We start from the raw sequence: 26,307 nt of genomic DNA, 5'->3' as shown, positions 1-26,307 counted from the left end.
GGATTCTCAAAGCGCTGCATGTCCGGTACCCTTAGTTAATGATTCTCTGCCTGTGTGAGTAATGGCAGTAAGGAAAGTCGGATAGCTATGGCACAAACATCCAGCGCAGCACGCGAACCGTCAATGGAAGAAATCCTTGCGTCTATTCGCCGGATTATTGAAGATAGTGATGTTTCGCGTCACCCGATCCCACCTTCATCATCTTACAAGCCGCGTAGTGATATGCCCAAGTTTCGGGCCCCCTCTCACATTCAGGATCCTGCGCCCAAAGCAGAAGAGAAACCACATTTAAAACCTGTTGTCTTTAAAGATGAGCCGGTGCTGCGTGGTACTGTGTCTGACGCTGCTGACGAAGGTTCTGTTTCCGTTGATGATGTTGAAGCAGACGCGGAAGATTTTTTCGTTCTGAATGCTCAGAACGACGATAATTTCAGTGAAGTTCCAAAGCCACTTCTGGAAAAGGATGGCGCTCCATCGCTCGAAACACAGATTGCGAGCGAGTTGAATATCGTGCAAACTGATCAAGCCTCTGATGTGCCAGCAGAAGCATCGACCGTTGCGAAGGATGAGCCTGTTAACTTGAAACAGAACAATACAGATCATATTTTGTCTGAGGATACGGAACGTAAAGTATCGGCAGCATTTCAGGATTTGAACCACGCTGTTCATTCGGAACCGCGTCGTTCATTCGATGATATTGCTTCTGAGATTCTTCGCCCAATGTTGCAAAACTGGCTTGATACCAATTTGCCGTCGCTCGTAGAACGGCTTGTTCGCGAAGAAATCGAGCGCGTGGTGCGTGGCGAAGGTTGAAAAAAAACTGTACCAGATTGGACCATTTGACCCGTCTGTCTCGCAGGCGGGTTTTCACTTTTAGGATGATTTGTTGGCGGTTAGTTGCTATTCAGCCGTCAATCAATTCATTCCGTATTCAGACCGGATAGTTCCATGCTTGAAAAGACTTATGACGCCGCGGCCGTTGAGCCGAAAATCGCTGAACGCTGGGAAGAAGCTGGCGCATTCAAAGCGGGTGCAGGTGCAAAGCCTGGCGCTGATCCATTTGCAGTTGTTATACCTCCGCCCAATGTTACGGGATCGCTGCATATGGGGCATGCGCTAAACAATACGATTCAGGACATCATGGTCCGTTTCGAGCGTATGCGTGGCAAGAATGTACTTTGGCAACCAGGAATGGACCATGCGGGCATTGCAACGCAGATGGTCGTTGAGCGTCAGCTTGCAGAACGTCAGGAACCAAACCGACATGCTATGGGCCGCGAAAAGTTCATCGAACGTATCTGGCAGTGGAAATCGGAATCGGGAGGGCTGATCTCCAATCAGCTCCGCCGTCTTGGTGCATCATGCGACTGGTCGCGTGAGCGCTTCACTATGGACGAGGGATTGTCGCGCGCTGTTATCGAAGTATTCGTCTCGCTCTACAAACAGGGGCTGATTTATCGTGATAAGCGTCTCGTTAACTGGGATCCCAAACTGCTGACCGCGATTTCTGACATAGAAGTCGAGTCCCGCGAGATTAAAGGCAATCTCTGGCATCTGCGCTATCCGCTCGAGAACGTCCCGTTCGATCCTGAGAACCCACATACTTTCATCGTCGTTGCGACAACGCGCCCTGAGACGATGCTGGGTGATACCGGCGTTGCGGTGAATCCGAAGGATGAGCGTTATCACGCCTCTATTGGTAATAATATTGTACTGCCGCTTGTTGGCCGCCGAATACCGATCGTTGCGGACGACTATGCTGACCCGGAAGCAGGATCAGGCGCAGTTAAGATCACGCCTGCGCATGACTTCAATGATTTTGAGGTCGGCAAGCGCAATGATCTTCGGGTGATCAATATTCTCACGCCTTCCGCTGCTATCACACTGAAAGACAATGTTGATTTTCTTGAAGGTCTGGAAGTCACACCGGAACTCAATGCACTTATCAGTGAGTTTGAAGGGCTGGACCGTTTTGCAGCACGCAAACGTCTAATCGAAACGCTTGAAGAGCAGGGCTATCTGGAAAAGATTGAAGACCACACACATGCGGTCCCACATGGTGATCGCGGTGGTGTGCCAATCGAGCCTTACCTGACCGATCAATGGTATGTGAATGCTGCTGAACTAGCAAAACCAGCCATGGCTGCGGTTCGTGATGGGCGTACTCAGATCGTGCCAAAGAACTGGGAAAAGACCTATTTCGACTGGATGGAAAACATTCAGCCGTGGTGTGTTTCGCGCCAGCTTTGGTGGGGACATCAGATTCCTGCTTGGTACGGACCAGATGGCAAATGGTTCGTTGAAAAGAGCGAAGAGGAAGCAAAAGCTGCGGCTTTCGCACATTACGGCGAAGACGTTGTTCTGGAGCGCGATACCGACGTTCTGGACACTTGGTTTTCGTCGGGTCTGTGGCCTTTCTCGACATTGGGCTGGCCGGATAAGACAACCGAACTCGCAACCTATTATCCAACAAGTGTTCTGGTAACGGGTTTCGATATCCTGTTTTTCTGGGTTGCCCGCATGATGATGATGGGTTTGCATTTTATGGAAGAGATTCCGTTCCACACGGTCTATCTCCACGCGCTTGTGCGCGATAAGCACGGTGCGAAAATGTCGAAGTCCAAGGGCAACGTCATTGATCCGCTTGAATTGATGGACGAGTACGGCGCAGATGCTCTGCGCTTTACGCTTGCGATCATGGCGGCTCAGGGGCGCGACGTGAAACTTGATCCGGCGCGGATTGCAGGTTATCGCAACTTCGGAACCAAGCTATGGAATGCGACGCGTTTCGCGCAGATGAATGGCGTAAAGCTTGACCCGAACTTCAAGCCGGATGACGCAAAGCTTGCCGTCAACCGCTGGATTTTGACGGAGCTTACGAAGGCATCGCGCGCAGTGACTGATGGCATTGCGAATTACCGCTTCAATGAGGCGGCGGGAGCGGCCTATCGTTTTGTCTGGAATCAGTTCTGCGACTGGTATCTGGAACTGCTCAAGCCGATCTTCATGGGCGACGATGAGCTTGCTAAAGCTGAAGCTCAGGCAACGGCTGCTTATTGTCTGGATGAGATTTACAAGATTTTGCATCCATTCATGCCGTTCATGACAGAAGAACTTTGGAACCTGACTGCAGGTGAGGGTACAAAGCGCGATACCGTTCTTGCACTGGCACAATGGCCGGAGTTGTCGTTTGAAGACGAAGAATCTGCAGCAGACATCAACTGGCTGGTTGATCTGGTTATGGGCATTCGCTCCGTTCGTTCCGAAATGAACGTCCCGGCAGGTGCCGTTGCGCCAATCGTCGTTCTTGAAGCGAATGCGATAACGCTTGATCGCTTTGCGCGCCATGATGCTGCAATTAAACGTCTGGCACGTGTGGAATCCGTTTCTTTTGCTGAGGAAGCGCCGAAGGGTTCGGCGCAGCTCGTTCACGGCGAGGCAACAATATGCCTGCCTTTGGGTAGTTTGATTGACCTCAAAGCAGAAGCTGCTCGTATGGCCAAGGAAGCAGGCAAGATTGCCGCTGAAATGGAAAAAATCGAGAAAAAGCTCTCGAACGAAAAGTTCGTTGCGAATGCAAAGGAAGAAGTCGTTCAGGCTGACCGTGAGCGTCTGGCTGAATTGAAAGAAGCTGCTGCACGTGTCGCCACAGCAGAGGCCCGCATTCGCGAAGCAGGCTGAGCAGCCAGGCGACAACGATCATAACGATCTCGAATCAAATACCCGGCGAATTATCGAGCCGGGTATTTTTTGTGCTTGATATCGGTTCAATTGCAATTCAGCAGCATCACTCACTCATCGAACCAGCATTTCGATTGTTTTTTTATGCTGTTGCGGTTTGGCAACAAGGCATGAATTGCGCTGAAAATTGGCCGAAATAGACCATTTGAAAGGAGTCTTTCTTTGGAATTTTAGAATTATTCGCGATTACTCCTAAAAATTTGGAATTTTCGCCTTATCCGCATTTCGCTACGCGCAGTCACACGAAGTTTGGCATCTTGCGCAGTGAATCATTCCTGATTTACGTTTGCGTCAACGTAAATTGCTGAGCTTCATTACATTTTGTTTGGGAGGACATTTTATGAATGTGCAGCGCATGAAAGCGGCAGGCATAGTGGTCGCATTGATGGGGAGTGCCGTTGGGGCACAGGCGGGCGGCTTAGAGCGCAGTTCTCAGGATTTCGACATTCTGTTTGAACAAGGGACTGTCCTGGACACCACTGGTACGTTTGTATCGCCACAGAGAAAGCTAAAAAATATTCGTGGTTCACAGGTCGGTGCTTTGACGCCTAACGGAAATCCATTCAGTGGTGGGGCATATACAACGGAAGTTGACGAGGCGAAAAGCTATTGGGTTCCCAAGTTTTCTGCCAAAGTTGACCTTACGGACGATCTTGCCTGTGCCGCCCAGTATCGTCAGCCATGGGGTATTCATACTGACGTTGGAACCGGGACTGTTCGTAGCTTTGTCGCGATTGAGCAGAAGATTTCGTCCCACGACTATGGTCTGAACTGTTCCTATCGCTTCGCCGCTGGTGAAAAAGGATATTTCCGCATCCTTGGCGGCGTCAGCTATCAGGAATTGAAGGGCGAACAGACAAAACTTATTCCTCCGTTCGGCCAGCCATTCGGAGGCAATTGGCGCATCGCGTCTCTCGATGTTGAGGATAAGTCTGTTGGCTGGCGCCTTGGTGCGGCTTACGAACTTCCTGAATATGCAGTTCGTGCCAGCGTTGTTTATCAATCGGAAGTGAAATATTCACTTGATGGAACGATTGGCAACCTGGCTATCAACCCAATTACCCAAGCCGGCATACCAATTGCTGTCGAAGGGGATGTTTCCACTCCGCAATCCGTAGAATTCAAGTTTCAGACGGGTATAGCGCCTGACTGGCTGGCCTTCGGTTCGGTTAAGTGGACTGACTGGTCCTCAGTTACTGTCGTTAATTTCCTTGCCAAGGCTAACCAAGTTGTCCCTCAAGGGCAGAAAATTACCGGCTTGAATCTGTATTATCAGGATGGCTGGACTGTCAGCGGTGGCGTTGGGCACAAGTTTAACGATCAGTGGTCTGCCGCAGCTACTGTCACATGGGATCGTGGAACGACAACCGGTCTCACGTCACAAACTGACATCTGGCTGTTTGGATTGGGAACGAACTATAAAGCGACCGATAATTTTGAGATCCGTCTCGCGGGTGCTGCGGGTTGGCTGACTTCGGGTGAACTCGACGACACTGTAGTGAATGGTGTTGCAAGCCCAACCGGTTCCAAAGGCGATTTTGGCAATGACTTCGTCGGCGCATTGTCTCTGACAGCTAAGGTTAAGTTTTGAACGTTTAACACAGATGATAAAAAGCCCGGCAATGCCGGGCTTTTTTGTTTATAATCATGGCTTAATGCTCGAGCCTTGCGAGCAGGGAGGAGGTGTCCCAGCGTCCGCCACCGTCTCTCTGAATTTCTTTATAAAACTGATCGACGAGTGCAGTCACGGGCAATAATGCGCCATTGCGGTCGGCCTCTTCAAGACAGATACCCAAATCCTTACGCATCCAATCAACAGCAAAGCCGAATTCGTATTTGCCTTCATTCATGGTGGTATGGCGATTTTCCATCTGCCATGAGCCGGCGGCGCCTTTGGAAATAACACCAATAAGCTTTTCAATGTCGAGACCGGCTTTTTTGCCAAAATGAATACCTTCGGCAAGCCCTTGCACCAGACCTGCAATGCAAATCTGGTTGACCATCTTTGCGAGCTGGCCAGAGCCAACCGGTCCCATCAGCCCAACCGAACGGGCGTAAGCTTCAATAATCGGCTTGGCACGTTCGAATATGTTTTCTGATGCGCCCACCATGACGGTGAGTACACCATTTTCCGCGCCTGCTTGTCCGCCGGAAACTGGGGCATCAATAAAATGAAAGCCACGTGCCTGCGCTTCGGCATCCAGTTCACGTGCGACTTCTGCCGAAGCCGTAGTATTGTCGATGAATATCGCATCCTTTTTCATTGTTGAAAAAGCACCATTTGACCCAATGGTAACCTGACGCAGATCATCGTCATTGCCTACGCAGCAAAAGATATAGTCAGCATCGCTTGCGGCGTCTGCAGGTGTAGAAGCATATTTGCCGCCGAATTGTTCAGCCCATTTGACAGCTTTCGAGCCAGTACGATTAAAGACGGTAACATCGTAGCCGCCTTTCACTTTAAGATGGCCAGCCATCGGATAGCCCATCACGCCAAGGCCAAGAAAGGCCACTTTAGTTGCGCTCATTGTGTGATACCTCCAGAGGGATTTTCTGAATGACGAAAATAAGGATAAGCGCCGCAATTAGGTGAGGGGCGTCATGACAGCTTTACGATAAGCCTTACGTTGCGCTAATCGCCGGTACCAATTTTCAAGGTGTGGCATTGAAGGGCGTGAGATTTCAAACTCGAACCACGCATAGGCATAGCAACCAAGCGGAATGTCGCCAATGCCGAAATCTTTGCCAGAGAGCCATGGCTGATTGGACAGCGCATCTTCTGCTATCTGCAGTGAGCGCGTTAGGCCATCAATACCACGTTGTAAAATTGCCGGATCGCGTTCTTCTTTGGGCAGGCGGATCAGATGCATCATGATATCGCGAAAATCGTTATAAAGCGTTGTCGATGACCAATCCATCCATTTTTCAGCCTCAGCCCGTTCCGCTACGTTTTCGATCCACAGACCGCCATTTGGATGGCTTGCAGCGAGATACCGGACTATTACATTTGATTCCCAGAGTGTGGTGTGTTCATCTTCCAAAAGTGGAATGAGACCGTTGGGATTGCGTGCAAGGAAATCCGCATTTTTAAGGCCGCCAAACTTTCCACCAACATCTATTTGGTCATATGCAAGCCCGAGTTCTTCAGCGGCCCAAAGCACCTTTTTAACGTTGGTTGAATTAATTCGACCCCAGATTTTTAACATGTTTGGCCTATCATTTAATTTGGAATTGCACGCATAACGCATTGCATCAGATGTGCATTTAAAGCAGATCGCTCCCGGTGGCTGCAAGGCTACCGAGGGTGTTTTGCTTTCTTTTATTCCGTGGCTATCGGATCAAATGTTTTGTCAGCCGTCTTTCCAGAAAATCCCATATATGTCGGAGACATTCAACAATGAGCAGATAAATCACGGCTGCCCAGATATAGGTCTGGAAGTCGAATGTGCGAGAATAAGCGCGGCGCGTCTCACCCATGAGATCGAGGACAGTGATGATGGCAACGATTGCGGATCCCTTGATCATGAGAATGATTTCATTCCCATAAGGCCGCAGGGCAACAATCAAAGCTTGTGGTAGAATGACTTTCCAGAAGGTTACGCGTTTTGAAATCCCGAGAGCTGCCGCACCTTCCCATTGTCCGAGTGCAACGCTTTGAATAGCGCCGCGAAGGATTTCCGCCTGATAAGCAGCCGTATTGAGCGAGAAGGCCAGGATTGCACAGTTCCAGGCATCACGGAAAAACACCCAAAGCCCTATGCTTTCAAGGAATGGTCGGAAGGTGCCAAAGCCATAATAGATCAGGAATGTCTGAGCCAGAAGCGGTGTACCACGGAAAAAATAGACGTAGCCAAACGCGAGGCTGCGCAACCAGCGGTTCTTTGACATTCGTGCGGCCGTAATTGGTAGCGATAAGATCGCACCGATCACAATTGAGATTGCAACAAGTTGCAAGGTCACGAGCAGACCAGACCAATAGCGCGGGCCGTAGGTTTCAAACAGGTCGACACGCCATGTGTTGTAGAGATAAATCGCGAGGCCGACAAAAAGCAGCGCCCAAACGCCCACAATGATATGGCCGGCAATTCGGACGCGTGTCCATTTTCGTTCGACTGGCGGTGGGGCGAGAACCTCTGAAATAGCATTGTTCATAATCAGGCTCCTCGCGACGCGTTGTTGCCAGCATCTGCCCAGCGGGCGATGCGGTTGATGAAGTACGAGGAGATGATCGCAAGAGCGAGATAGAGCAGACAGGCGACCCCAAAGAACAGGAACGGCTCTTTTGTTACCCGCGCTGCAATCGACGTTTGACGCAAAATATCCGAAAGTGTGATGACAGAAACGAGTGACGTATCTTTCAGCAATACCAGCCAAAGATTGCCAAGTCCCGGCAACGCAATCTTAATCAGCTGTGGCAGAATGACTTTACGCATCGTTTGCCAATGCGAAAGGCCCACGGCATAACCGCCTTCATACTGACCGCGAGGAATTGCGCGAAAAGCCGATAGAAAGACTTCACTCGAATAGGAGGAAAACACAAAGCCCAGCGCGATCATGCCAGCGAAAAAGGCATTGATTTCGATTCTTGCACTCACGTCAAAGAATGCGAGAACTTGCTGAAGTAACAGCGAAGCGCCAAAATAGACCAGAAACAGCGTAAGAAGCTCGGGTAATCCACGAAAAATTGTCGTGTAGATATTGCTGGCGAGACGCATTGAAGCTTCGGTCGATTGCTTTCCAAGTGCAACCAGAAAACCCAGAATTAATCCGAGCGGTAACGTGGCAAGAGCAAGCGAAATGGTGACAAGAAGTCCCCAGGCGATGCTACGGCCCCATCCTTCTGGACCAAAGCTCAATAAGGTGGCGTAATGTTCCATGCGCCTATTCTCTTCCCTTGGATCTGTTTGCGGGTCTGCTTTACAGTCGCGCTGTCGCGCCTTTCACAGATCTTGAAATTACTTAACAGTCCAAATAATTGCGCCGGTTTACTTGAGAGTAAACCGGCGCATAAAGTTAAATATTCTTAGTTTTCAGCACCATACGCATCGAAATCAAAGTATTTATCGTTGATTTCTTTGTACTTTCCGTTTGTGCGGATCGCCTTGATTGCCTCGTTGAATTTTTCTATCAGCTCAGGACGGCCTTTTTTGAACGCAACACCTGCACCTGGGCCGTGGATTTCAATCACAGGCGGGAAGGTGCCAACCATCTTACAGCAAGCGCCATCTGGCGACTTGAGCCATTCAGCCAAAGTCACGCTATCGTCATTGACGGCATCAAGACGACCGTTTGCGAGGTCAAGACGATATTCTTCCGCTGTCGGATAAGCCTTGATCGTGCTGTCTGTGAAAGTCTTTTCAGAGTAGTTGGAGTGCGTGATAGAAACCTGTACACCAATAGTCTTGCCGGCTAGGTCTTCCTTGGTCACACCCTTGATGTCGGTGTCCTTGGGGGCTGCAATACCTGGAGGTGTGTTGTAGTACTTGTTCGAAAAATCGACCTGCTTCTTGCGTTCGTCAGTGATCGACATGGAAGCAATGAAGGCATCAAACTTGCCAGATTGAAGGGCAGGGATCGCGCCATCCCATTCCTGCGTAACAAACTCACATTCCGCTTTCATTTCGTCGCAAAGCGCCTTGGCGATCTCGACGTCAAAGCCGGACAGCGTACCATCTGGCTTGATGAAATTGAATGGAGGATAAGCACCTTCTGTACCAATTTTGAGCTTCAGTGGTTCCTGAGCATTTGCAGTGCCGATGGTCATGTTGCCGAGTGTAATAGCAAGTGCTGCGACGGATGTTGCTGCAGCGATACGCTGAATAACGCGCATTCTTAGTCCTCTCGTTTCGTTGTGGCTGGTTCCCTGATTCTTTTTCTGGTTCAGCCGCTTTAAGGGACGCTGTCGGTATAAGTTATTTAGCACCAAATTCGACAGTAATCCTTCATTCGATACAAATAGATGCTGGATATAACAATGCGCAATATTTTTTCTTGTACATGCCCAATCATCTACCCCGATGCTGATCATCCCACCAATTCCTAGTGGATTGCAAGACGGTCGACGTAATTTAATTGTGCATGTGATAAGGGGATTTAAGAGGGATTTTTGCTTCTGACGGCGATAAGTAAAATTTTTATAGGGTAAAAGTTGTAGAATTTAGTGAAATCCTCACAAGCCTAACAATCGCTGAATAAAGTCTGCAATATCTGTAATTTCATCAAGATGAAATACGGGCAATCTTTCGTCTTGTTCCCCATGATCACTGGCGATGGCAACGATGGTTGGATCGTCGTCTGAAAGCGCTGGGCCTTCATGCGCCCCCGAACGCCTCAGCTCGATTTTGTAATGAGATTCGCGTTTGTAGCCCTCAACAAGAATCAGATCACACGGCGAAAGTTTCGCGACAATTTCGGCCAGTGAAGGTTCTTCTTCGCCCATATTTTCGTGCATGATTGCGTAGCGCGCGGATGATACGATGGCCACTTCTGAAGCACCCGCATTTCTGTGTCGCCGCGAATCTGTGCCGATATGATCGATGTCGAAGTTATGGTGCGCATGCTTCACGGTGGAAATTTTAATGCCGCGTCTGGCAAACTCCTGCACAAGCTTTTCCGTCAGCGTTGTTTTGCCCGAGTTTTTCCAGCCAGTGATGCCAAATATCTTCTTTACCATTGCAGTGTCTCGTAAAGTTTTCTTGCGTTTGTAAGATCTTCGGCCCTGTTGATGTTGAAAAACGGATCATAGTTGCCTGTCGTTTCAGGCAAAGATTTCAGCGGAAACTCCACCTCCTCGAATCCGATTGTATGCGCGAAGGCCAGAATACTCGCTTTATCAGAACGTTCCAGCCAGTCGCTCAGTGGCTGCAATAGATCAGTTTTCCAGAGGCCGAAAATTGGATGAGTTCGTCCATTTGAACTGGCGAGAACAATCCGCGCATTGGTTTGCTTGTGTCGATTGTAAAACTGAACCAAAAGGTTGGTTGGCAGGAAGGGGCTGTCTGCGGGGACGCAGAGTAAAAAGGCAAAATCATGCGCATATTCAAGTGCTGTTTTGATGCCGACAAGTGGGCCACCATTGCGTGACTTCTTATCTAATATAATGGGGATGTTCAGGTTTGGAAGATTGGTTTGATCGCTGTTGGTATTGAGAAAAAGGTGATCAACCTGTGGCTTGAGCCGAGCCGCAACATGTTCGAGTATGGTTTTTGTGCCGAGCAACTGTAGAAATTTGTCACCGCAGATGCCGTCGGCATGCATCCGGCTGGATTGACCTCCAGCAATGATCACGCCTGCTATGTTGTTAAATTTTGGCATTATATGGATTCCAGCCTACGCACTTTCTGCGCGCGCTTTTTGCGAATATTTTCGCGATAAACCATATAGATACCGCTACCAACCACGAGAACTGATCCGGCGATGGTATAGGAATCGGGTGCCTGATTAAAAACAATGGTGCTCAATAGTATTGCCCATAGCAGGCTTGAATATCGGAACGGAGAAACGAACGAGATTTCGCCTTCGCGCATCGCCATGATGATAAAGTGATAACCAACAAGCAAAAGGCCTGCGGCTAAAGCCATCAAAAGAATGGGTTCGATTCCGACTGGTTGCCAGCCGCCCATTGGTAAGGTCAGTGCTCCACCGGTCAGTGCGATAGCTCCGGCAGTCAGCGTTGAAAGGTAGAGCGTGGGCACGTGTGCCGGAACACGGCGCGTTGCGATATCACGCAGCGCTGCAAAACATACGCTTGAAAGCAGAACGCCGACAGCCGCAAGGCTTGATGTACCTTCAGCGCCTGGGCGAATAATGATTATTACGCCAATTAATCCCACTGAAATACACATCCAGCGCCGCCAGCCCACTTTTTCATTGAGAAAAAGCACCGCTCCCAATGTCACAACCAGCGGCGTTGCCTGAAAAACAGCCGAACAGAATGCTTGTGAAAGATGGCCCAGTGAATAAATATAGGTGATCGTTGCGACCACTTCGCCAATAACACGCAATATTGTCATCAAGTCCATGGACAAGTGGCGCAGTGCGCCATTGCGCCAGGCAAGAAAACCAATCGCGATGGTCGCAAATATTCCGCGGACAAACATGTACTGACCGCTGTTCATCTGCTCTAGAAGGTATTTTGTAATGGTGTCACCAATGGTGAACGTGCCCATGGCGAGGAGCATGAAAATACTGGCACGGAAGTTCGCTGACTGCGGCACGATATGAAATCCGGTTAAGGGTTTTATATCGCTAGCTTATCATTTGGATTCGGTCCAATTTATACTTTGTGCAAATCCATCTAAATTATTTATCCGCCTGTGAGGCTCATATGGCGTGCGACCGCTGGCCGATTGTGTTCTCGGTCAATAATAAAGTCATGTCCTTTGGGTTTGCGTGAAATAGCTTCATCGATTGCATCGTTTAAAACGCTGTCGCCTTCGCTCGCACGCACCGCGGCACGCAGATCGGCGTCATCATTTTGGCCGAGACACATATAAAGTGTTCCAGTGCAGGTGAGGCGCACGCGATTGCAGCTCTCACAGAAATTATGCGTAAGAGGTGTTATGAAACCGAGGCGCCCGCCGGTCTCTGCAATCTTAACATAGCGTGCAGGACCACCCGTGCGATAGGGAATATCAGAGAGCGTAAACTGCCGGCTGAGATCGGATCGAAGTTTGGAGAGTGGAAGGTATTGATCGGTACGATCAACTTCAATTTCTCCCATAGGCATTGTTTCGATAAGCGTCATATCCATGTCGCGGCCATGCGCCCAGCGGATTAGCTGCGGGATTTCAAATTCATTGAAGTCTTTAAGTGCGACCGCGTTGATCTTGACGCGAATACCTGCTTTTTGTGCTGCATCAATTCCCTCGATAACCCGGTTAATATCGCCCCAGCGCGTGATTGTACGAAATTTGTCCGCGTCAAGAGTATCGATAGAAACATTGATGCGTTTAACACCGCAATCTGCCAGTTCATCTGCATAGCGTGCAAGCTGTGAACCGTTTGTCGTGAGTGTCAGTTCATGCAGTGCGCCCGTTTGCAAATGTCTGGAGAGACCTCGAATAAGATGCATGATGTTTTTTCGAACGAGCGGTTCTCCGCCGGTCAAACGTAATTTGCGCACGCCCTTATCGATAAAGGCACTGCAAATTCTGTCGAGTTCTTCGAGCGTAAGCAGGTCTTTTTTGGGCAGAAAGGTCATATGCTCCGCCATGCAATAAGTGCAGCGGAAATCACAACGATCTGTGACAGACACACGCAGATAAGTGACAGCGCGCCCAAACGGATCAATCATCGGTCCGGCGGGAGAAACGTTAGGCATTTTATCAATACTTTGCGTAATATTTGCCATTGTTCTCGTGTGTCGCGATATTTTCTAGCATTCTACATTTAGAGATAGTTTTCAATTTTCGATTTGTCTAGCTCACAGACATACAAGCCTGCTTCAACAAAAAGCGAAGAATAAAAAATAGACCGTGACGGGCGGCGGGTTTATTAAATAAATAGACGCTTTATCGAGCGCGTTTCGACCTGATTGGATCATATCCGCGCTTTTATTGTCTCTTTAACACGCATCTTTGTCCGAAAGCACTTCACACTTTTGGGACAAAGATGCGCACCAAGCTCCGGAGAAGTATGTTGAGTGATTTCTGGCCGACCGAACTGCGTGTTTCAAAGGATCGCAAGCTTTTGACAGTCGCCTTCGACCGTGGCGAACGCTTTGAGTTGACGGCAGAATTGTTACGGGTTTTGTCTCCGTCGGCAGAAGTGCAGGGCCATTCTCCAGAGCAGCGCGTGACTGTTGGCGGTAAACGCAATGTCGAGATCATGCGTATGGACCCAATTGGCAATTATGCTGTTCGCATTACATTTGACGACATGCACGATACCGGCCTGTTTTCATGGACTTATCTCCATAAGCTAGGCGCGGAGAAAGAAAAGCTCTGGCAGACCTATCTCGATGAGTTGGCTGAAAAAGGTCTGAAACGCGATCCGAGATAAGAAAAGGGCGGTTTCCCGCCCTTATTGCTCAACCCAGATTCAGGTCTTTGAAGAAATCATTTCCCTTGTCATCGATGACGATAAAGGCAGGGAAATCAACAACTTCAATACGCCAGATGGCTTCCATTCCAAGTTCTGGATATTCAACGACCTCAACCTTCTTGATGCAGTCTTGTGCAAGACGGGCAGCGGGGCCGCCAATGGAGCCAAGATAGAAACCGCCATGCTTTCCGCAGGCTTCACGCACCTGACGTGAGCGATTTCCTTTAGCCAGCATCACCATTGAGCCACCGAACGCCTGGAACTGATCGACATAGGAATCCATACGGCCAGCAGTGGTCGGTCCGAAGGAACCCGAAGCATAGCCGGTCGGTGTTTTGGCAGGGCCTGCATAATAAATCGGATGGTTCTTGAAATAATCTGGCATGGATTCACCATTTTCCAGACGTTCGCGGATTTTCGCATGGGCCAGATCGCGCGCAACAATGATCGAACCTGTCAGCGAAAGCTGGGTTTTGACCGGATGCTTCGACAATTCTTTCAAAATGTCTTCCATCGGCTGATTAAGGTCGATTTTCACCACATGTGATGACAGCTTCTCTTCATCAATCTCTGGCATATATTGCGCCGGATTGGTTTCAAGTTGCTCAAGGAAAATACCATCTTTGGTGATCTTTCCCTTAGCCTGACGATCTGCCGAGCAGGAAACACCAAGACCGATCGGCAACGACGCGCCGTGACGCGGCAGCCGGATAACGCGCACGTCATGGCAGAAATATTTGCCGCCAAATTGCGCTCCAACGCCGAGTGACTGCGTCAGCTTGTGAATCTCTGCTTCCATTGCCAGGTCACGGAAAGCATGGCCAGTTTCTGAACCCTCAGTAGGAAGTTCATCGAGATAACGCGTGGAGGCCAGCTTCACGGTTTTCAGATTCATTTCTGCCGACGTTCCGCCGATGACGATCGCAAGATGATAAGGAGGGCAGGCAGCCGTGCCAAGGCTGAGGATTTTGTCCTTCAGAAATTCGATCATTCGATCATGTGTCAGAAGAGAAGGTGTTCCTTGAAACAGGAATGTCTTGTTCGCAGAGCCACCGCCTTTGGCGACAAACAGGAACTTGTAAGCGTCTTCGCCTTCTTCATAGATATCGATCTGTGCCGGCAGATTGTTCTTGGTGTTCTTTTCCTCGAACATCGATAATGGGGCAAGCTGTGAGTAGCGCAGGTTTTTCTTATTATAGGCATCAAGAACGCCAGCGCCTAAGGCATCGGCGTCGCCACCTTCGGTCCAAACGCGACGCCCCTTTTTTCCCATAATAATCGCAGTGCCCGTATCCTGACACATCGGCAGCACACCACCGGCTGCAATATTGGCGTTTTTCAGAAGATCATAAGCGACGAACCGGTCATTATCCGTCGCCTCCGGGTCTTGCATGATCTTTGCGAGCTGTTGCAAATGGCCCGGGCGCAGCAAGTGATTAATGTCAGCAAATGCAGCTTCCGACAGAAGGCGCAGGCCTTCGGCGTCAACGCTTAGAATTTCCTGCCCCTTAAATGAATCAACCGAAACGTAGTCAGAAGTCAGTTTGCGATAAGGGGTTTTGTCTTCGCCAAGTGGAAAGAGATCGGCGGCGCTTGCTTCTGCCATTTTGGTACCTCGCTTGCTTGCCCGTTATATTCTGCGGGGCTTTTAACGCGATGAGGCTTGGAATCCACTGCGGCACTTTGCGCAACGACATCGAAAACAAATATGCCCGCTATATTCACCCAACAATTTTCAATAAAATTTGATGCACAGAGTGCAAAAAATATAGAAAGATGCGTTAACGTTAAAAGATTCTATACGAGATTCATCAATTCTAATGGCAAAGATTGACGCGGCTTGCTTATCGGCGGTCGCACTGAATTGGCGGTTAGAATGCAGTTCTCCAGACAGTTGTATAGTGGCATGAATAATCATCGGAAAAGCGGCCCTTATATTCGCAGCGCTTTGGCGGTCGCATTAGCCGCTTCAACGCTTTTTTCCACGGCTCAGGCCCAGGCTGCAAATTCCTTGCTGGAATTGTTTCAGCAGCGCCGTCAGCAACAGGCTCAACCTGTTCAGCCGCCGGTTCAGGTTACGCCAACAGCGCCGGTGCAGAACAGCGCTAAGCCTGTTTCTGTTCCGCGGGCAGCAGTGCCACCGGCACAACGTGTTACCGTCAAAGGACCACAGATTTACAACTATAAGCCCGACGCTCTGATCAAAGTCGATTTCAGCGCTCTGGATATGCAGGTGACGGCTGCAGTTCAGCCAGCGACTATCGATCCGCTTACGTCTGGTATGTCGCCGATTGGTGCAGCAAAAAGAGTTGATGAGACGCTTGGTGAACTGGCTTTTGATGCAGCTGCTGAATATCTGAAAACAACGGATGTTAAAGCAGAGAAACAAATCGCAGATGCGATTGTCAGTTTTTATTCGCAAAAGCGAACATTTATCTGGTCCGCGGATAACAAGGCGCTCGATAAGGCGGGCGGCGTTGCTGCGTTCTTTGCGCAAGCCGATGAAGATGGTCTCAACCCGGAAGAATATGCTGTTGCCATTCCTGGTGATCATTTCAACGAGCAGCAGCTTGCAGAACGTCAGCAGAAACTCGCAGACTTTGAAATTAAAATGTCAGCACGCGCTTTGCGATACGCGATTGATGCGGGTGAAGGGCGTATTGTTGCTGACAGACTGAGCGGCTTTTATGATTTGCCGCGAAATCGAGTCGATCCTAAAGCTGTTCTTGAAAAACTTGCGTCTGAGAGCGATCCGGTCGCTTTCCTGAAAGGCTTTCAGCCCAACAATGAAGCTTATGCCATTTTGAAGCGTGAATTGGCGAACACGCCCACACCTTCACGAGAGCCAATCCGTATCTCCCTTGATAAGGCTATCCGTCCGGGTGATACCAATGATGAACTTGGCAAGGTTGTAGCGCTGATCACGCGTCATGCGCCTGCGAACTACATGAATGAGCATCGCGATGTATTGCAGGCTCATGCCGACGCAAACATCTATGACCCCGAACTCGCGGCAGCTATCAAGGATTATCAAAAGCTTTCCGGCAGTACGCCGGATGGTATTATTGGCAAGAATACGATTGCGGCTTTGCAGGGCGAGCAAGGTTCAGTGAAGCGTGATCGCATCCTTTATTCGATGGAGCGTCTACGCTGGCTGCCGCATGACTTCGGTTCACGCTACGTGATGGTCAATCAGCCGTCTTATCGGGCCGAATATTTTGAAGACGGTAAAGAGAAACTGGCCATGAATGTGGTTATTGGCTCACCGACACATCAGACCTATTTCTTTTACAATAAGATCCAGACCGTTGTTTTCAATCCATCATGGGGTGTGCCTCGTTCGATCATTCTGAATGAAATGCTGCCGAAGGTCATGCGTGATACGAGCTATCTCGACCGTAACGGCTATGAGGTTTATGTCGGTGGTAAAAAGGTATCGGCAAGTGCTGTAAATTGGAATGCTGTCGCGGCAGGCAAAGCGCATGTTGGCATTCGTCAGAAGCCCAGCCTCGATAATGCATTGGGTGAATTGAAAATTCTGTTCCCGAATGCGCATGACATTTATATGCATGACACCCCCGCAAAGTCCTATTTTAGCCGCGATATGCGCGCTCTGAGCCATGGTTGCATTCGTCTGGAACGCCCGCGCGACATGGCTGCGGCCGTCCTTGGCAAGCAAGTTGATGAACTTGGCAAATATTTCGGCAAAGATGAGCGCGGCATCAAAGTCTCGAATCCTGTGCCGGTTTATATTGCCTATTTCACAGCTTGGCCGGATGCGAGTGGGAAAGTGCGTTTCTTTAATGATGTTTATGACCGTGACGCAGGAATGCAGAAAGCGTCTGATAAAACAGCTGAATCGCGGTTGGCCTCGCTTTGAGTACAAGATTTATTGGTTGAGCTGACAATAATGAAAAAGGCGGGCTTGAAGCCCGCCTTTTACTTTCAATTCTGAATGTAACAGGCTTTTCCCTGACCGCGGGCAGGGTCTCCGAAAGCGCGATTGTCACATGGGACTCCATCGCGAAATACCCGTTCAACAAAACGTCCCTTCGCTCCGTAACGAACAGTTTTGCGGCCGTAGAAGTCGCAGAAGCCATTTTCTTTGGCGCATTGCTGCCATTGGCCTCGGCCCCGATCATCTCGCCTGCCGCCGCGCCGATCATCGCGGCGATCCTCGTAACGCTCACGGACAACATAGGAGCAGCTTTTTCCTTTGCCAGGTACAGGATCGCCAAAAATGCGGTTCGAACAACGAACTTCTGGGCGATCGATGAAACGCGATGTCCCTTGTCCATCTGCACCGTAAATAACTTCTGTCGGATAAGGCAATCGGCAAATTCCATTTTCTGATGCGCAGCGTTGCAATCGAGCAGCTTCCGCTGGCGCAGGCGCAAATGCATAAATAGATGTGATGAAAGCAGAGAGGCCTGCGATGAGGCTGATTTTACGAGACAGATAGGCTGCCATGATGAACACCATCGTTTTGAGCGTTGATAAAATAATTCTATAAGCTCTATATTGAATATAAAATGAACGACGATCCACGTCTCTAAAGATAAGCACTGATGGAAATTTCATTTATTTGAGAAAAAATCTCATCATTTGTGCGTGCCGCAGTTCCTTTTCTCCTGTCAATCCGTAAGAGTGCGCCTTGATGTTTCGTCTCAGCAAGGTCGTATAAAAATGCATGGTGAGTACAAGGTCCACGGTGGCAAGCTGGTTGTTGTCGATCTGGAGGTGCAGGATAATAAATTACATCAGGTCCAAGTCGCCGGTGACTTCTTTCTCGAACCGGCAGAAGCGCTTGATGATATTCGCAATGCACTGACCGGCTTGACGGCAACAGCTTCAGCCGAAGATATCGCGGATGCGGTTCGCAAGGGGCTGCGTCCGGATGCTTTTATGATCGGTTTCAGTCCCGAAGCAGTTGCAATCGCCGTTCGCCGAGCGCTGGGAGTGGCTCGAACCTGGCGTGACTTTGAGTGGCAGATCATCGATATTCCTCCACTCTCACCGACAATGCATCTAGCGCTTGATGAAGTATTAGCGCGCGAAGTGGCAGCAGGTCGTCGTGCACCAACCTTACGTTTTTGGGAGTGGGAACGGCCCTCAATTATTATTGGTGCGTTTCAGTCGCTGCGTAACGAGGTTGATATGGAAGCTACGCAGGAAATGGGCGTTGAGACGGTCCGACGCGTTACTGGTGGCGGGGCGATGTTTGTAGAACCGGGAAATTCCATTACTTATTCACTCTATGCACCGGGTGAACTTGTCCGCGATATGAGTTTCGCAGATTCCTACGCTTTTCTTGATGAATGGGTTTTGAAGTCACTCAATTCGCTTGGGATTGATGCTTTCTATAAGCCACTCAACGATATTTCGAGCTCAAAAGGCAAGATCGGCGGAGCGGCGCAAAAACGCTATTCAGGCGGAACGGTTTTGCATCACGTGACCATGGCTTATGACATGGATGCAGAAAAGATGGTCAAAGTGTTGCGCATCGGCCGGGAAAAGCTTTCGGATAAGGGGACAGCCAGCGCGGTCAAGCGCGTTGATCCCGTTCGCAGCCAGACGGGGCTTCCGAGGCGAGAAGTTATCGATCGCATGAAAGATGTGTTCGTTTCCCTCAATGGTGGGGTGAGCGGAGCTATAACGCCGGAAGAGTTTGCCGCTGCTGAAAAGCTGGTTGAAGAAAAGTTTGCAACCAAAGAATGGCTGCATCACATTCCTTAGCGTCCGTAATTGGCATTGTATCCGTGACAGCGAGGGCAAGCCGTGCCATAGGGAGGCCAAGTTTTCACAAGGCCTCCCACGACCATGATCCGTATTGATAATATCAGCAAGTCAAACAGCCACCGCATTCTTTTTATCGAATCTTCTGCCGCGTTAAATCGCGGTGAGAAGATCGGCCTTGTTGGACCTAACGGCGCTGGCAAGACGACGCTTTTCCGCATGATCACCGGTGAGGAGCAGCCCGATGAAGGGCAGGTCAACGTCGAAAAGGGTGTGACGATTGGCTATTTCAATCAGAACGTCGGCGAAATGGGAGGGCGTTCTGCAGTTGCTGAAGTTATGGATGGAGCAGGGCCTGTCAGTATCGTTGCTGCGGAACTGCGTGAGCTTGAAGCTGCGATGTGTGATCCTGATCGTCTCGACGAAATGGACACGATTATCGAGCGTTACGGCGAAGTTCAGGCCCGGTACGAAGAACTTGATGGTTATGGGCTTGATGGGCGTGCACGCGAAGTATTGGCTGGCCTTAGCTTCAGTCAGGAAATGATGGATGGCGATGTCGGCCGATTGTCCGGTGGCTGGAAAATGCGCGTGGCGCTTGCCCGCATTCTTCTGATGCGCCCCGACGTTATGCTGCTTGATGAGCCGAGCAACCATCTGGATCTTGAAAGTCTGATTTGGCTTGAATCTTTCCTCAAGAATTATGATGGCGCCTTGCTGATGACTTCGCATGACCGCGAATTCATGAACCGTATCGTGACAAAAATTATTGAAATCGATGGCGGCTCGCTCACAAGCTATTCCGGTGATTATGCTTTTTATGAAGGTCAGCGTGCGCTTAATGAGAAGCAGCAGCAGGCACAGTTTGAACGTCAACAGGCTATGCTTGCCAAGGAAATCAAGTTCATCGAACGATTTAAAGCGCGCGCATCACACGCGTCTCAAGTGCAGAGTCGTGTGAAAAAGCTAGAAAAGATTGATCGAGTGGAGCCGCCGCGCCGCCGGCAGACAGTAGCCTTTGACTTTTTGCCAGCGCCACGATCCGGTGAAGATGTGGTCAGCCTTAAAGGCGTAAAAAAAGCTTATGGCAGCCGCACGATCTATGACGGCCTGGATTTTATGGTTCGTCGCCGTGAACGCTGGTGTATTATGGGTGTCAATGGAGCAGGCAAGTCGACATTGCTTAAGCTTGTTACTGGTACGACGGAACCTGATCAGGGTGTCGTCAATCTGGGCGCCAGTGTGAAGCTTGGCTATTTCGCACAGCACGCTATGGATATTCTTGACGGTGACAGCACCATTCTTGAATGGCTGGAACAGCGTTTTCCGAAAGCAGGGCAGGCGCCTTTGCGCGCACTGGCAGGCTGCTTCGGCTTTTCAGGTGATGACATTGAAAAGAAATGCCGCGTGCTTTCCGGTGGTGAAAAAGCACGATTGGTTATGGCTGCAATGCTATTTGATCCGCCAAACTTCCTTGTACTTGATGAGCCGACGAACCATCTGGACCTCGACACCAAGGAAATGTTGATCAAAGCTTTAGACGCTTATGAAGGAACAATGCTTTTCGTATCGCATGACCGCCGCTTTTTGTCGGCGCTTTCCAATCGGGTACTGGAACTCACGCCGGACGGCATTCATCAATATGGTGGCGGTTACGCCGAATATGTCGAAAGCACCGGACAGGAAGCGCCGGGGTTACATGTTGCATAAGAAAGGCGGGAATTTCCCGCCTTTCTTTTTGTCATATGCTTAGCGGTAAACAATGCCACCGTCGGTCAGGATCGCTTGTCCGGTGATGTAATCTGAATCTGGACTCGACAGGAACGATACGAGCGAAGCAACATCTTCCGGTGTCTGAGCGCGGCCAAGAGCAATGCCTTCGACATATTTTTTGTAGGTTTCGCCCTTTGGTGCGCCAGTGATTTCCGAGAAACGCTCATCAATCTCAACCCACATATCTGTGCCGACGATGCCCGGGCAGTAAGCATTCACAGTAATTCCTGCACTGGCATATTCCTTGGCTGCGGCCTGGGTCAGAGCGCGTACGGCAAACTTCGTTGCAGAATAAACACCAAGCATTGCAAAACCATCATGACCTGCAATGGAGGAAGCGTTGATAATCTTGCCTTTCTGGCCGCGCGCCTTGAACTTGGCTGCTGCGGCTTGAATGCCCCACAAAACGCCTTCAACGTTGATTTTGAGGATACGATCAACTTCTTCCGGCTTTACATCAGAAATCGGCTGTACCTGAGCAATACCGGCATTGTTGACGATGACATCAAAACCGCCGAGTTCTTTTTCAGCATGATCGATTGCGGCATAGACATCATCACGCTTGCTAACATCAGCGGAAAAGGTCGAAGCCTTGCGGCCAAGCGCTTCAACTTCTTTCTTCACGGATTCAAGTTTGTCCGCCTTCAGATCGACCAGCGCAATATCAAAGCCATCCTTAGCAAGGCGCAGAGCGATACCGCGACCAATGCCCTGAGCTGCGCCTGTTACCAATGCGACTTTGGCTGTATTTGACATGGATATATCCTTTTTGCTGGTAATCTGCTGAACAGTTTGACGAACTGCTGAGTAGCGTCGCATCCGTAGATGACATACTCAAGACTCTACAGCATCGAATTAGCGCATCATTGATCACAATCAAGTTCACCCTAAATTATTGATGTGCCATACCGAAATAGCTTCTTAATTTGTTTCGTTAGAGTTATAGTCGATAAAAATTATCAACTTTTAGAACGTGCTATGGATACCGGTATGAACAGGAAAACATCATCGGCCAAAAATCACATGAACCGCCGACGTTTCATGGCAATCTCAGCTTTGGTTCTCGCAAGTGGTTTTCTTCCAGCAACACCCTATGCTGAAGACAGACAGTCTCTGCGCATAGCGCTCGCCACCAGCATATCAAATCAGGCAGCGGAAGTAGCTGCTGCTGAGGCGAAAGAGCAGGGACTGGATGTCGAACTGATCGAATTCAGTGACTGGAACACACCAAATACAGCGGTCGCAGATAAGACCGCAGATGCCAATCTTTTCCAGCATATTCCGTATTTGAATTATACCAACGCCAACACAGGCAATGGACTTGTGCCGGTCGCACCTGCCTTCAGCACTCCTTTCGGACTATATTCTAAGAAATATGCGAAACTTGAAGACATCCCCGGCAATGCTCAAATTGCTTTTTCTGGTGATGTGATCAATACGGGGCGCTCGTTATTGCTTTTGCAAAAGGCCGGATTTCTTGAATTGAAATCTGGAACCGATCAGCGCGCCAGCCTGGAAGATGTGACAACATGGAAAAAGCCGCTGAAAATTGTGCAGCTTGATGGTCCGCAAATTGCACGTTCCTTGGATGATGTTGATGCCGCGGCGACCTATCCAACATTCGCTAAACTTGCAGGGTTAGAGGCTTCAGCCGGGCTGATATTTGAAAATGAACCGATCTATGCATTCCAGTTTGTTACACGCCCTGAGTTACGCGATGATGCGCGCTTAAAAAAGTTTATAGAAATTTACCAGAACTCAAAGGCCGTAAAAGCAAAGCTTAAAGAGTTATACGGCGAAATGGTGTCATTCCCGCGATAAGGGGTTTGGGTTTTCCAGCATTCCTTCTTAATGCTCGTACCAACAAACGATGAATAGTTTTTCCGATTATTTAGCCAAATAGCTGGTTGATGGCTAAAAAGGGCATTGAAGGCGAGACGTGGTTCAGATATCAACACTTCAATTCAGGTCTTAGACCTCCCAGCGATGCACCCGTAGCTCAGCTGGATAGAGTGCTGCCCTCCGAAGGCAGAGGTCACAGGTTCGAATCCTGTCGGGTGCGCCATAAAATCAATGACTTAGAGATATTTTAGGCGGCGATCACAGGTTCAAATGAACCTAGAACTCCAGTGAAGATGCCGCCTTTCGCAGATAATCAGGCGAGAATCGTGCATAGACCTTAAATGTAATAGCGGGCGTCGAATGTCCAAGGTACTGCGCAATTTCGTCCATTGATACGCCAGCCTCTGCCATCCATACAGCGGCACTGTGACGAAGGTCGTGAGGGACAACGTCAACTAATCCAGATCTACGAACCGCTGCAGCAAACCCCTTCTTTATATCTAGGACGCGATCTCCGCCGTATTCTACGACATAAGGAGATTGTCTAGCTGCATAAGCATCCTGCAAAGCTTTAAATGAGCTTTCAGTCATAGGAACGATAGCGCGACCTTTGCGATTCTTATCTCCTGGAATACCAAGCTTTATCAACTTACGATCGAAGTCGACTCTATCCCATGTGAGTTCCAAAATAGCACTTTTCCGCGCTGCTGTCGTTAAAGCTAAGATGCAAAAAAGCTGCATGTGCGGCGTCGCGCATCCGCTAAGTAACTTTCTGTATTCGTCTTTTGTTAGGTGCCGATCACGTGGTGGCGGGGCTGCAGGAGCTTCAAACTTTGCTCCGCTAGCGCCATGCCAGTTTAAAGCCTGACGAACAACGTTTATTTCCTTCAGCACAGTGGCTTCTTTTCTGCCGGCAAGGTACCGAGTTTCAGCATATGCTGAGCAGATATCTTCCGTAATTTGATCTGGGCGAAGATGCGCGAAATGACTTTCGGCTTGTTTCCACGCAAACCTTAAACGTGCAGGATCTGCTATCTTGCCCTGACGTGCATCCAAATATGCACGAACGATATCTCCTACCAGTGATCCAACTGGTGCTTTAAAGTCCCTCTTAAAATCCTCTAAACGGCGTGCGGCCCCATCACTATCTGTGGTGCGGAGGCTCCTACGCTTTGTTTCGACGCCGTCATGCCAGACTGCGTACCATTTTCCTCTGAATAATTTCTGTCTGATTTCGTAGGGCATTCATAATCCAATACAGCGCTATAAGGAATCCTGTACAATCGACCGACGCGGAATGACGGGATTTTCTTCTTGTTTACCAGATCGCGTATGTGTTGCGCGCTGCATTGCCAGCGTTCAGCCAATGTGTCTGGTGTAAAAGCGATGTGTTCATCTGTTGTTAGGTTCGTCATCTCTCCCCCTTTCTTGCAGTGCGGTGCTCGGCCCCGGCTTCACGATAACGGCAGCTCGTTCAAGCATTTCCGCTACATCAAAGTCGTTGAAAGAGTGCATGAAGCCATACCCGCGTGATTTCATTGAGGGCACCATCGGCATGTCGTTCGAGCTTAAGGCCGCGTATCGGCTTGTCCTCGATCTGATTTACATGCAGGGCGGTAATCTTCCTGATGATGCCAGATACACCTTCATTTCCGCAACACGAAGGGAAGGCAGCATGATGGCTGATACAGAGTTTACGCCGGGTCCTTAGGAAGCAAAAGAAGCGCAATACGATCAGGGGGGCGATTTTCAGTGGTGGCTGTTATCTGAATCTTACGGGGCTGTCGGATATTGGACGGGTCACAAGCAAGATCATCAAAATGGACGTTGGCTGCTTACCAAAGAAGACGCCCACCTAATCGCCGCAGCGCCAGAGCTTTATGCGTTAGCAGAAGCCTTCGGAGATGGCAGCATTTCAGATGCAAAGTTTAATCGCATGCGCCATGCCGCCCTCGCCAAAGCTCGCGGGGAGGCTGTGTGATGTTCTTCGCACGATCAAGCCATGTGGAAGCAGGTATCAAGCGTAGACAGGAAGCGGCAAAGGCAGCTCAACTCCTTTTGGTAAGCAGTCAGACCGAGGAAGAACGAGCAGCGAAGGCCGCACAGGATAAAGCAATTGAGCAAGCTAGGGTAGAAGCCAAGGCAAAGGCCGAAGCGGAATATCTAGCAAAGCTGGAATCCGCTGCCGCAGAAGCACAGGCAAACAAAGAGGCTGCAATAGCAGCGGCTTATGCACTGATGGGGAAAGAGGCGCCTGTCGAAACACGCCGTTCATGGCGAGAAATCGTTGATGAAGTCTGTGAGCAATCGAATTTCTCGACGCGCTGCATCATCGGACGCGGCAAGACTTATGAAGTCTCAGCAGTCAGACATTTTGCAATATTAGCTGTGTGGGCTGAACGAGAAGACCTTTCACTGCCACGCATCGGTCATCTGATGGGCGAACGTGACCACGCAACAATTCTAAATTCACTCAAGCACTTCCGATTTGAAAATCGCGAACTTGCTCACGTCTTCGTGCGCAAGTGTCTCGCTGGCGGCATTTCCGCAAAGGAAGCAATAGCAATTCGGAAAGCGGCATAGGAGAGGGCGATGAACCGCATACTCGTAGAAATGGATGAAAACGGTTTTGTCACATTCGCTTCTGATGAGCCTGTGACGATTATCACAGTCTCAGAACATGCGCCGTCTGATCGTGTGTATCAGATGCAGGTCACAGTCAGCCCCGAATATATCGATCACATTCTTGGAGATGACCTAACAGGACATATCAATGACGATGTAGAAGGCAAGCGACCGTCATTGAAGCGCAAAAGCATTCAATAACCCCAGGCGATGAGGAAACACTATGGCGGCGTACAGCAAGGCGGAAAAGCTGAGAGCAAAACGAGGAAGGGGAAGGCCGAAGAAGGAAGGGGTGTTGAGGGAACCAAATGGGCGCGCATCCCGTCTAAAGGAGGATCCAGCAAAGGTGGCTACAGAAGCGCGCATTAGACATTATGGAGTACCGGCAAACATGGCGCGCGATCCACGCACAGGCTCATATCTTGGCCGTCTGGCTATGGCTGGCAGAGGGGAAGGGATCAGCCAAGATCAGTACGAGGCCGCAATCCGATATCTTGATTTATATAACTCGTACCAGAAAGCTATCGGCTCCCCTGGTGCGCATTA

General features: G+C 49.6%; 24 protein-coding genes and 1 tRNA gene. 12 read left to right on the top strand and 13 right to left on the bottom strand.

All coding sequences use genetic code 11. From position 1 onward, the window contains the following. Positions 1–87 precede the first annotated feature (87 nt). The 3 genes from H5024_RS07850 to H5024_RS07840 all read left to right on the top strand — a co-directional run bounded on the left by H5024_RS07850 (position 88) and on the right by H5024_RS07840 (position 5,332). A complete protein-coding gene (locus H5024_RS07850; RefSeq protein ID WP_187545124.1) occupies positions 88–813 on the top strand; it encodes a PopZ family protein in 726 nt (241 codons plus the stop codon). A 135-nt stretch (positions 814–948) separates the two neighbouring features. After that, complete coding sequence (locus H5024_RS07845; RefSeq protein WP_187545122.1) at positions 949–3,681, top strand: valine--tRNA ligase; 2,733 nt, start codon at positions 949–951, stop codon at positions 3,679–3,681. Positions 3,682–4,081: 400 nt separating this feature from the next. Next, entirely contained in the window at positions 4,082–5,332 is a 1,251-nt protein-coding gene (locus H5024_RS07840; RefSeq protein WP_187545113.1) for an OmpP1/FadL family transporter, read from the top strand. A gap of 61 nt (positions 5,333–5,393) precedes the next feature. Here the strand turns inward: H5024_RS07840 and H5024_RS07835 are convergent, their stop codons facing one another. The 9 genes from H5024_RS07835 to moaA form a co-directional block, all read right to left on the bottom strand. After that, positions 5,394–6,269 carry an NAD(P)-dependent oxidoreductase gene (locus H5024_RS07835; RefSeq protein WP_187545111.1) on the bottom strand — a complete coding sequence of 292 codons (876 nt, stop codon included), beginning with the start codon at positions 6,267–6,269 and terminating at the stop codon, positions 5,394–5,396. A 57-nt stretch (positions 6,270–6,326) separates the two neighbouring features. Next, positions 6,327–6,947, bottom strand: a complete 621-nt coding sequence (locus H5024_RS07830; protein ID WP_187545108.1) for a glutathione S-transferase — start codon at positions 6,945–6,947, stop codon at positions 6,327–6,329. A gap of 124 nt (positions 6,948–7,071) precedes the next feature. Continuing rightward, positions 7,072–7,893, bottom strand: coding sequence for an ABC transporter permease (locus H5024_RS07825; protein ID WP_187545106.1), 822 nt, complete (start codon positions 7,891–7,893; stop codon positions 7,072–7,074). Between the two features lie 2 nt (positions 7,894–7,895). Next, entirely contained in the window at positions 7,896–8,618 is a 723-nt protein-coding gene (locus H5024_RS07820) for an ABC transporter permease (protein WP_187545103.1), read from the bottom strand. Positions 8,619–8,764: 146 nt separating this feature from the next. Next, on the bottom strand, positions 8,765–9,571 hold the full coding sequence (locus H5024_RS07815; RefSeq protein WP_187545100.1) for an ABC transporter substrate-binding protein: 807 nt from the start codon (positions 9,569–9,571) through the stop codon (positions 8,765–8,767). A 339-nt stretch (positions 9,572–9,910) separates the two neighbouring features. Then, on the bottom strand, positions 9,911–10,414 hold the full coding sequence (mobB, locus tag H5024_RS07810) for a molybdopterin-guanine dinucleotide biosynthesis protein B (protein ID WP_187545098.1): 504 nt from the start codon (positions 10,412–10,414) through the stop codon (positions 9,911–9,913). After that, positions 10,408–11,055, bottom strand: coding sequence for a molybdenum cofactor guanylyltransferase (gene mobA, locus H5024_RS07805; RefSeq protein ID WP_187545095.1), 648 nt, complete (start codon positions 11,053–11,055; stop codon positions 10,408–10,410). Before mobA ends, mobB begins: the two co-directional genes overlap by 7 nt. Next, on the bottom strand, positions 11,055–11,921 hold the full coding sequence (locus tag H5024_RS07800; RefSeq protein ID WP_187546696.1) for a DMT family transporter: 867 nt from the start codon (positions 11,919–11,921) through the stop codon (positions 11,055–11,057). The genes mobA and H5024_RS07800 overlap by 1 nt, the downstream gene beginning before the upstream one ends. A gap of 125 nt (positions 11,922–12,046) precedes the next feature. Then, positions 12,047–13,093 (bottom strand): GTP 3',8-cyclase MoaA, encoded by a 1,047-nt coding sequence (moaA, locus tag H5024_RS07795; protein ID WP_348770679.1) that lies wholly within the window; start codon positions 13,091–13,093, stop codon positions 12,047–12,049. Positions 13,094–13,380: 287 nt separating this feature from the next. On the opposite strand from moaA, the gene H5024_RS07790 reads away from it, so the two are divergent. Continuing rightward, on the top strand, positions 13,381–13,743 hold the full coding sequence (locus H5024_RS07790; RefSeq protein ID WP_187546693.1) for a DUF971 domain-containing protein: 363 nt from the start codon (positions 13,381–13,383) through the stop codon (positions 13,741–13,743). A 28-nt stretch (positions 13,744–13,771) separates the two neighbouring features. Here H5024_RS07790 and H5024_RS07785 read toward each other — a convergent pair whose 3' ends face one another. After that, a complete protein-coding gene (locus tag H5024_RS07785) occupies positions 13,772–15,391 on the bottom strand; it encodes a fumarate hydratase (protein ID WP_187545092.1) in 1,620 nt (539 codons plus the stop codon). Positions 15,392–15,661: 270 nt separating this feature from the next. Here H5024_RS07785 and H5024_RS07780 point away from each other — a divergent pair, with 270 nt between their 5' ends. Then, positions 15,662–17,665, top strand: a complete 2,004-nt coding sequence (locus H5024_RS07780; RefSeq protein WP_187545090.1) for a L,D-transpeptidase family protein — start codon at positions 15,662–15,664, stop codon at positions 17,663–17,665. Positions 17,666–17,730: 65 nt separating this feature from the next. Here H5024_RS07780 and H5024_RS07775 read toward each other — a convergent pair whose 3' ends face one another. Further along, a complete protein-coding gene (locus H5024_RS07775; protein WP_187545087.1) occupies positions 17,731–18,255 on the bottom strand; it encodes a hypothetical protein in 525 nt (174 codons plus the stop codon). A gap of 216 nt (positions 18,256–18,471) precedes the next feature. On the opposite strand from H5024_RS07775, the gene H5024_RS07770 reads away from it, so the two are divergent. Beyond that, positions 18,472–19,521: a biotin/lipoate A/B protein ligase family protein gene (locus tag H5024_RS07770; RefSeq protein ID WP_187545084.1), complete on the top strand. Its 1,050-nt coding sequence runs from the start codon at positions 18,472–18,474 to the stop codon at positions 19,519–19,521. A gap of 84 nt (positions 19,522–19,605) precedes the next feature. Beyond that, positions 19,606–21,231, top strand: a complete 1,626-nt coding sequence (locus tag H5024_RS07765; RefSeq protein WP_187545082.1) for an ABC-F family ATP-binding cassette domain-containing protein — start codon at positions 19,606–19,608, stop codon at positions 21,229–21,231. Positions 21,232–21,270: 39 nt separating this feature from the next. Here H5024_RS07765 and H5024_RS07760 read toward each other — a convergent pair whose 3' ends face one another. Further along, positions 21,271–22,050, bottom strand: a complete 780-nt coding sequence (locus H5024_RS07760; protein WP_187545072.1) for an acetoin reductase — start codon at positions 22,048–22,050, stop codon at positions 21,271–21,273. Positions 22,051–22,272: 222 nt separating this feature from the next. Here H5024_RS07760 and H5024_RS07755 point away from each other — a divergent pair, with 222 nt between their 5' ends. Beyond that, positions 22,273–23,115 carry a MetQ/NlpA family ABC transporter substrate-binding protein gene (locus tag H5024_RS07755; protein ID WP_187545070.1) on the top strand — a complete coding sequence of 281 codons (843 nt, stop codon included), beginning with the start codon at positions 22,273–22,275 and terminating at the stop codon, positions 23,113–23,115. 167 nt (positions 23,116–23,282) lie between these two features. Next, a tRNA-Arg gene (locus H5024_RS07750) sits at positions 23,283–23,359 on the top strand. Positions 23,360–23,412: 53 nt separating this feature from the next. Here the strand turns inward: H5024_RS07750 and H5024_RS07745 are convergent. Further along, positions 23,413–24,381 (bottom strand): site-specific integrase, encoded by a 969-nt coding sequence (locus H5024_RS07745; RefSeq protein WP_247875221.1) that lies wholly within the window; start codon positions 24,379–24,381, stop codon positions 23,413–23,415. A 268-nt stretch (positions 24,382–24,649) separates the two neighbouring features. Here H5024_RS07745 and H5024_RS07735 point away from each other — a divergent pair, with 268 nt between their 5' ends. From H5024_RS07735 to H5024_RS07725, 3 genes are all read left to right on the top strand, one after another. Further along, entirely contained in the window at positions 24,650–24,847 is a 198-nt protein-coding gene (locus H5024_RS07735) for a hypothetical protein (RefSeq protein WP_187545062.1), read from the top strand. A 269-nt stretch (positions 24,848–25,116) separates the two neighbouring features. Then, positions 25,117–25,719, top strand: a complete 603-nt coding sequence (locus H5024_RS07730) for a helix-turn-helix domain-containing protein (protein WP_187545060.1) — start codon at positions 25,117–25,119, stop codon at positions 25,717–25,719. Between the two features lie 9 nt (positions 25,720–25,728). Beyond that, on the top strand, positions 25,729–25,962 hold the full coding sequence (locus H5024_RS07725) for a hypothetical protein (protein WP_187545058.1): 234 nt from the start codon (positions 25,729–25,731) through the stop codon (positions 25,960–25,962). The last annotated feature ends 345 nt before the right edge of the window (positions 25,963–26,307 follow it).

This window comes from Ochrobactrum sp. Marseille-Q0166, from assembly GCF_014397025.1.
GTDB lineage: Bacteria > Pseudomonadota > Alphaproteobacteria > Rhizobiales > Rhizobiaceae > Brucella.
The sequence above is the reverse complement of the archived record's forward strand: the minus strand, read 5'-3'. Positions and strand labels throughout refer to the sequence as shown.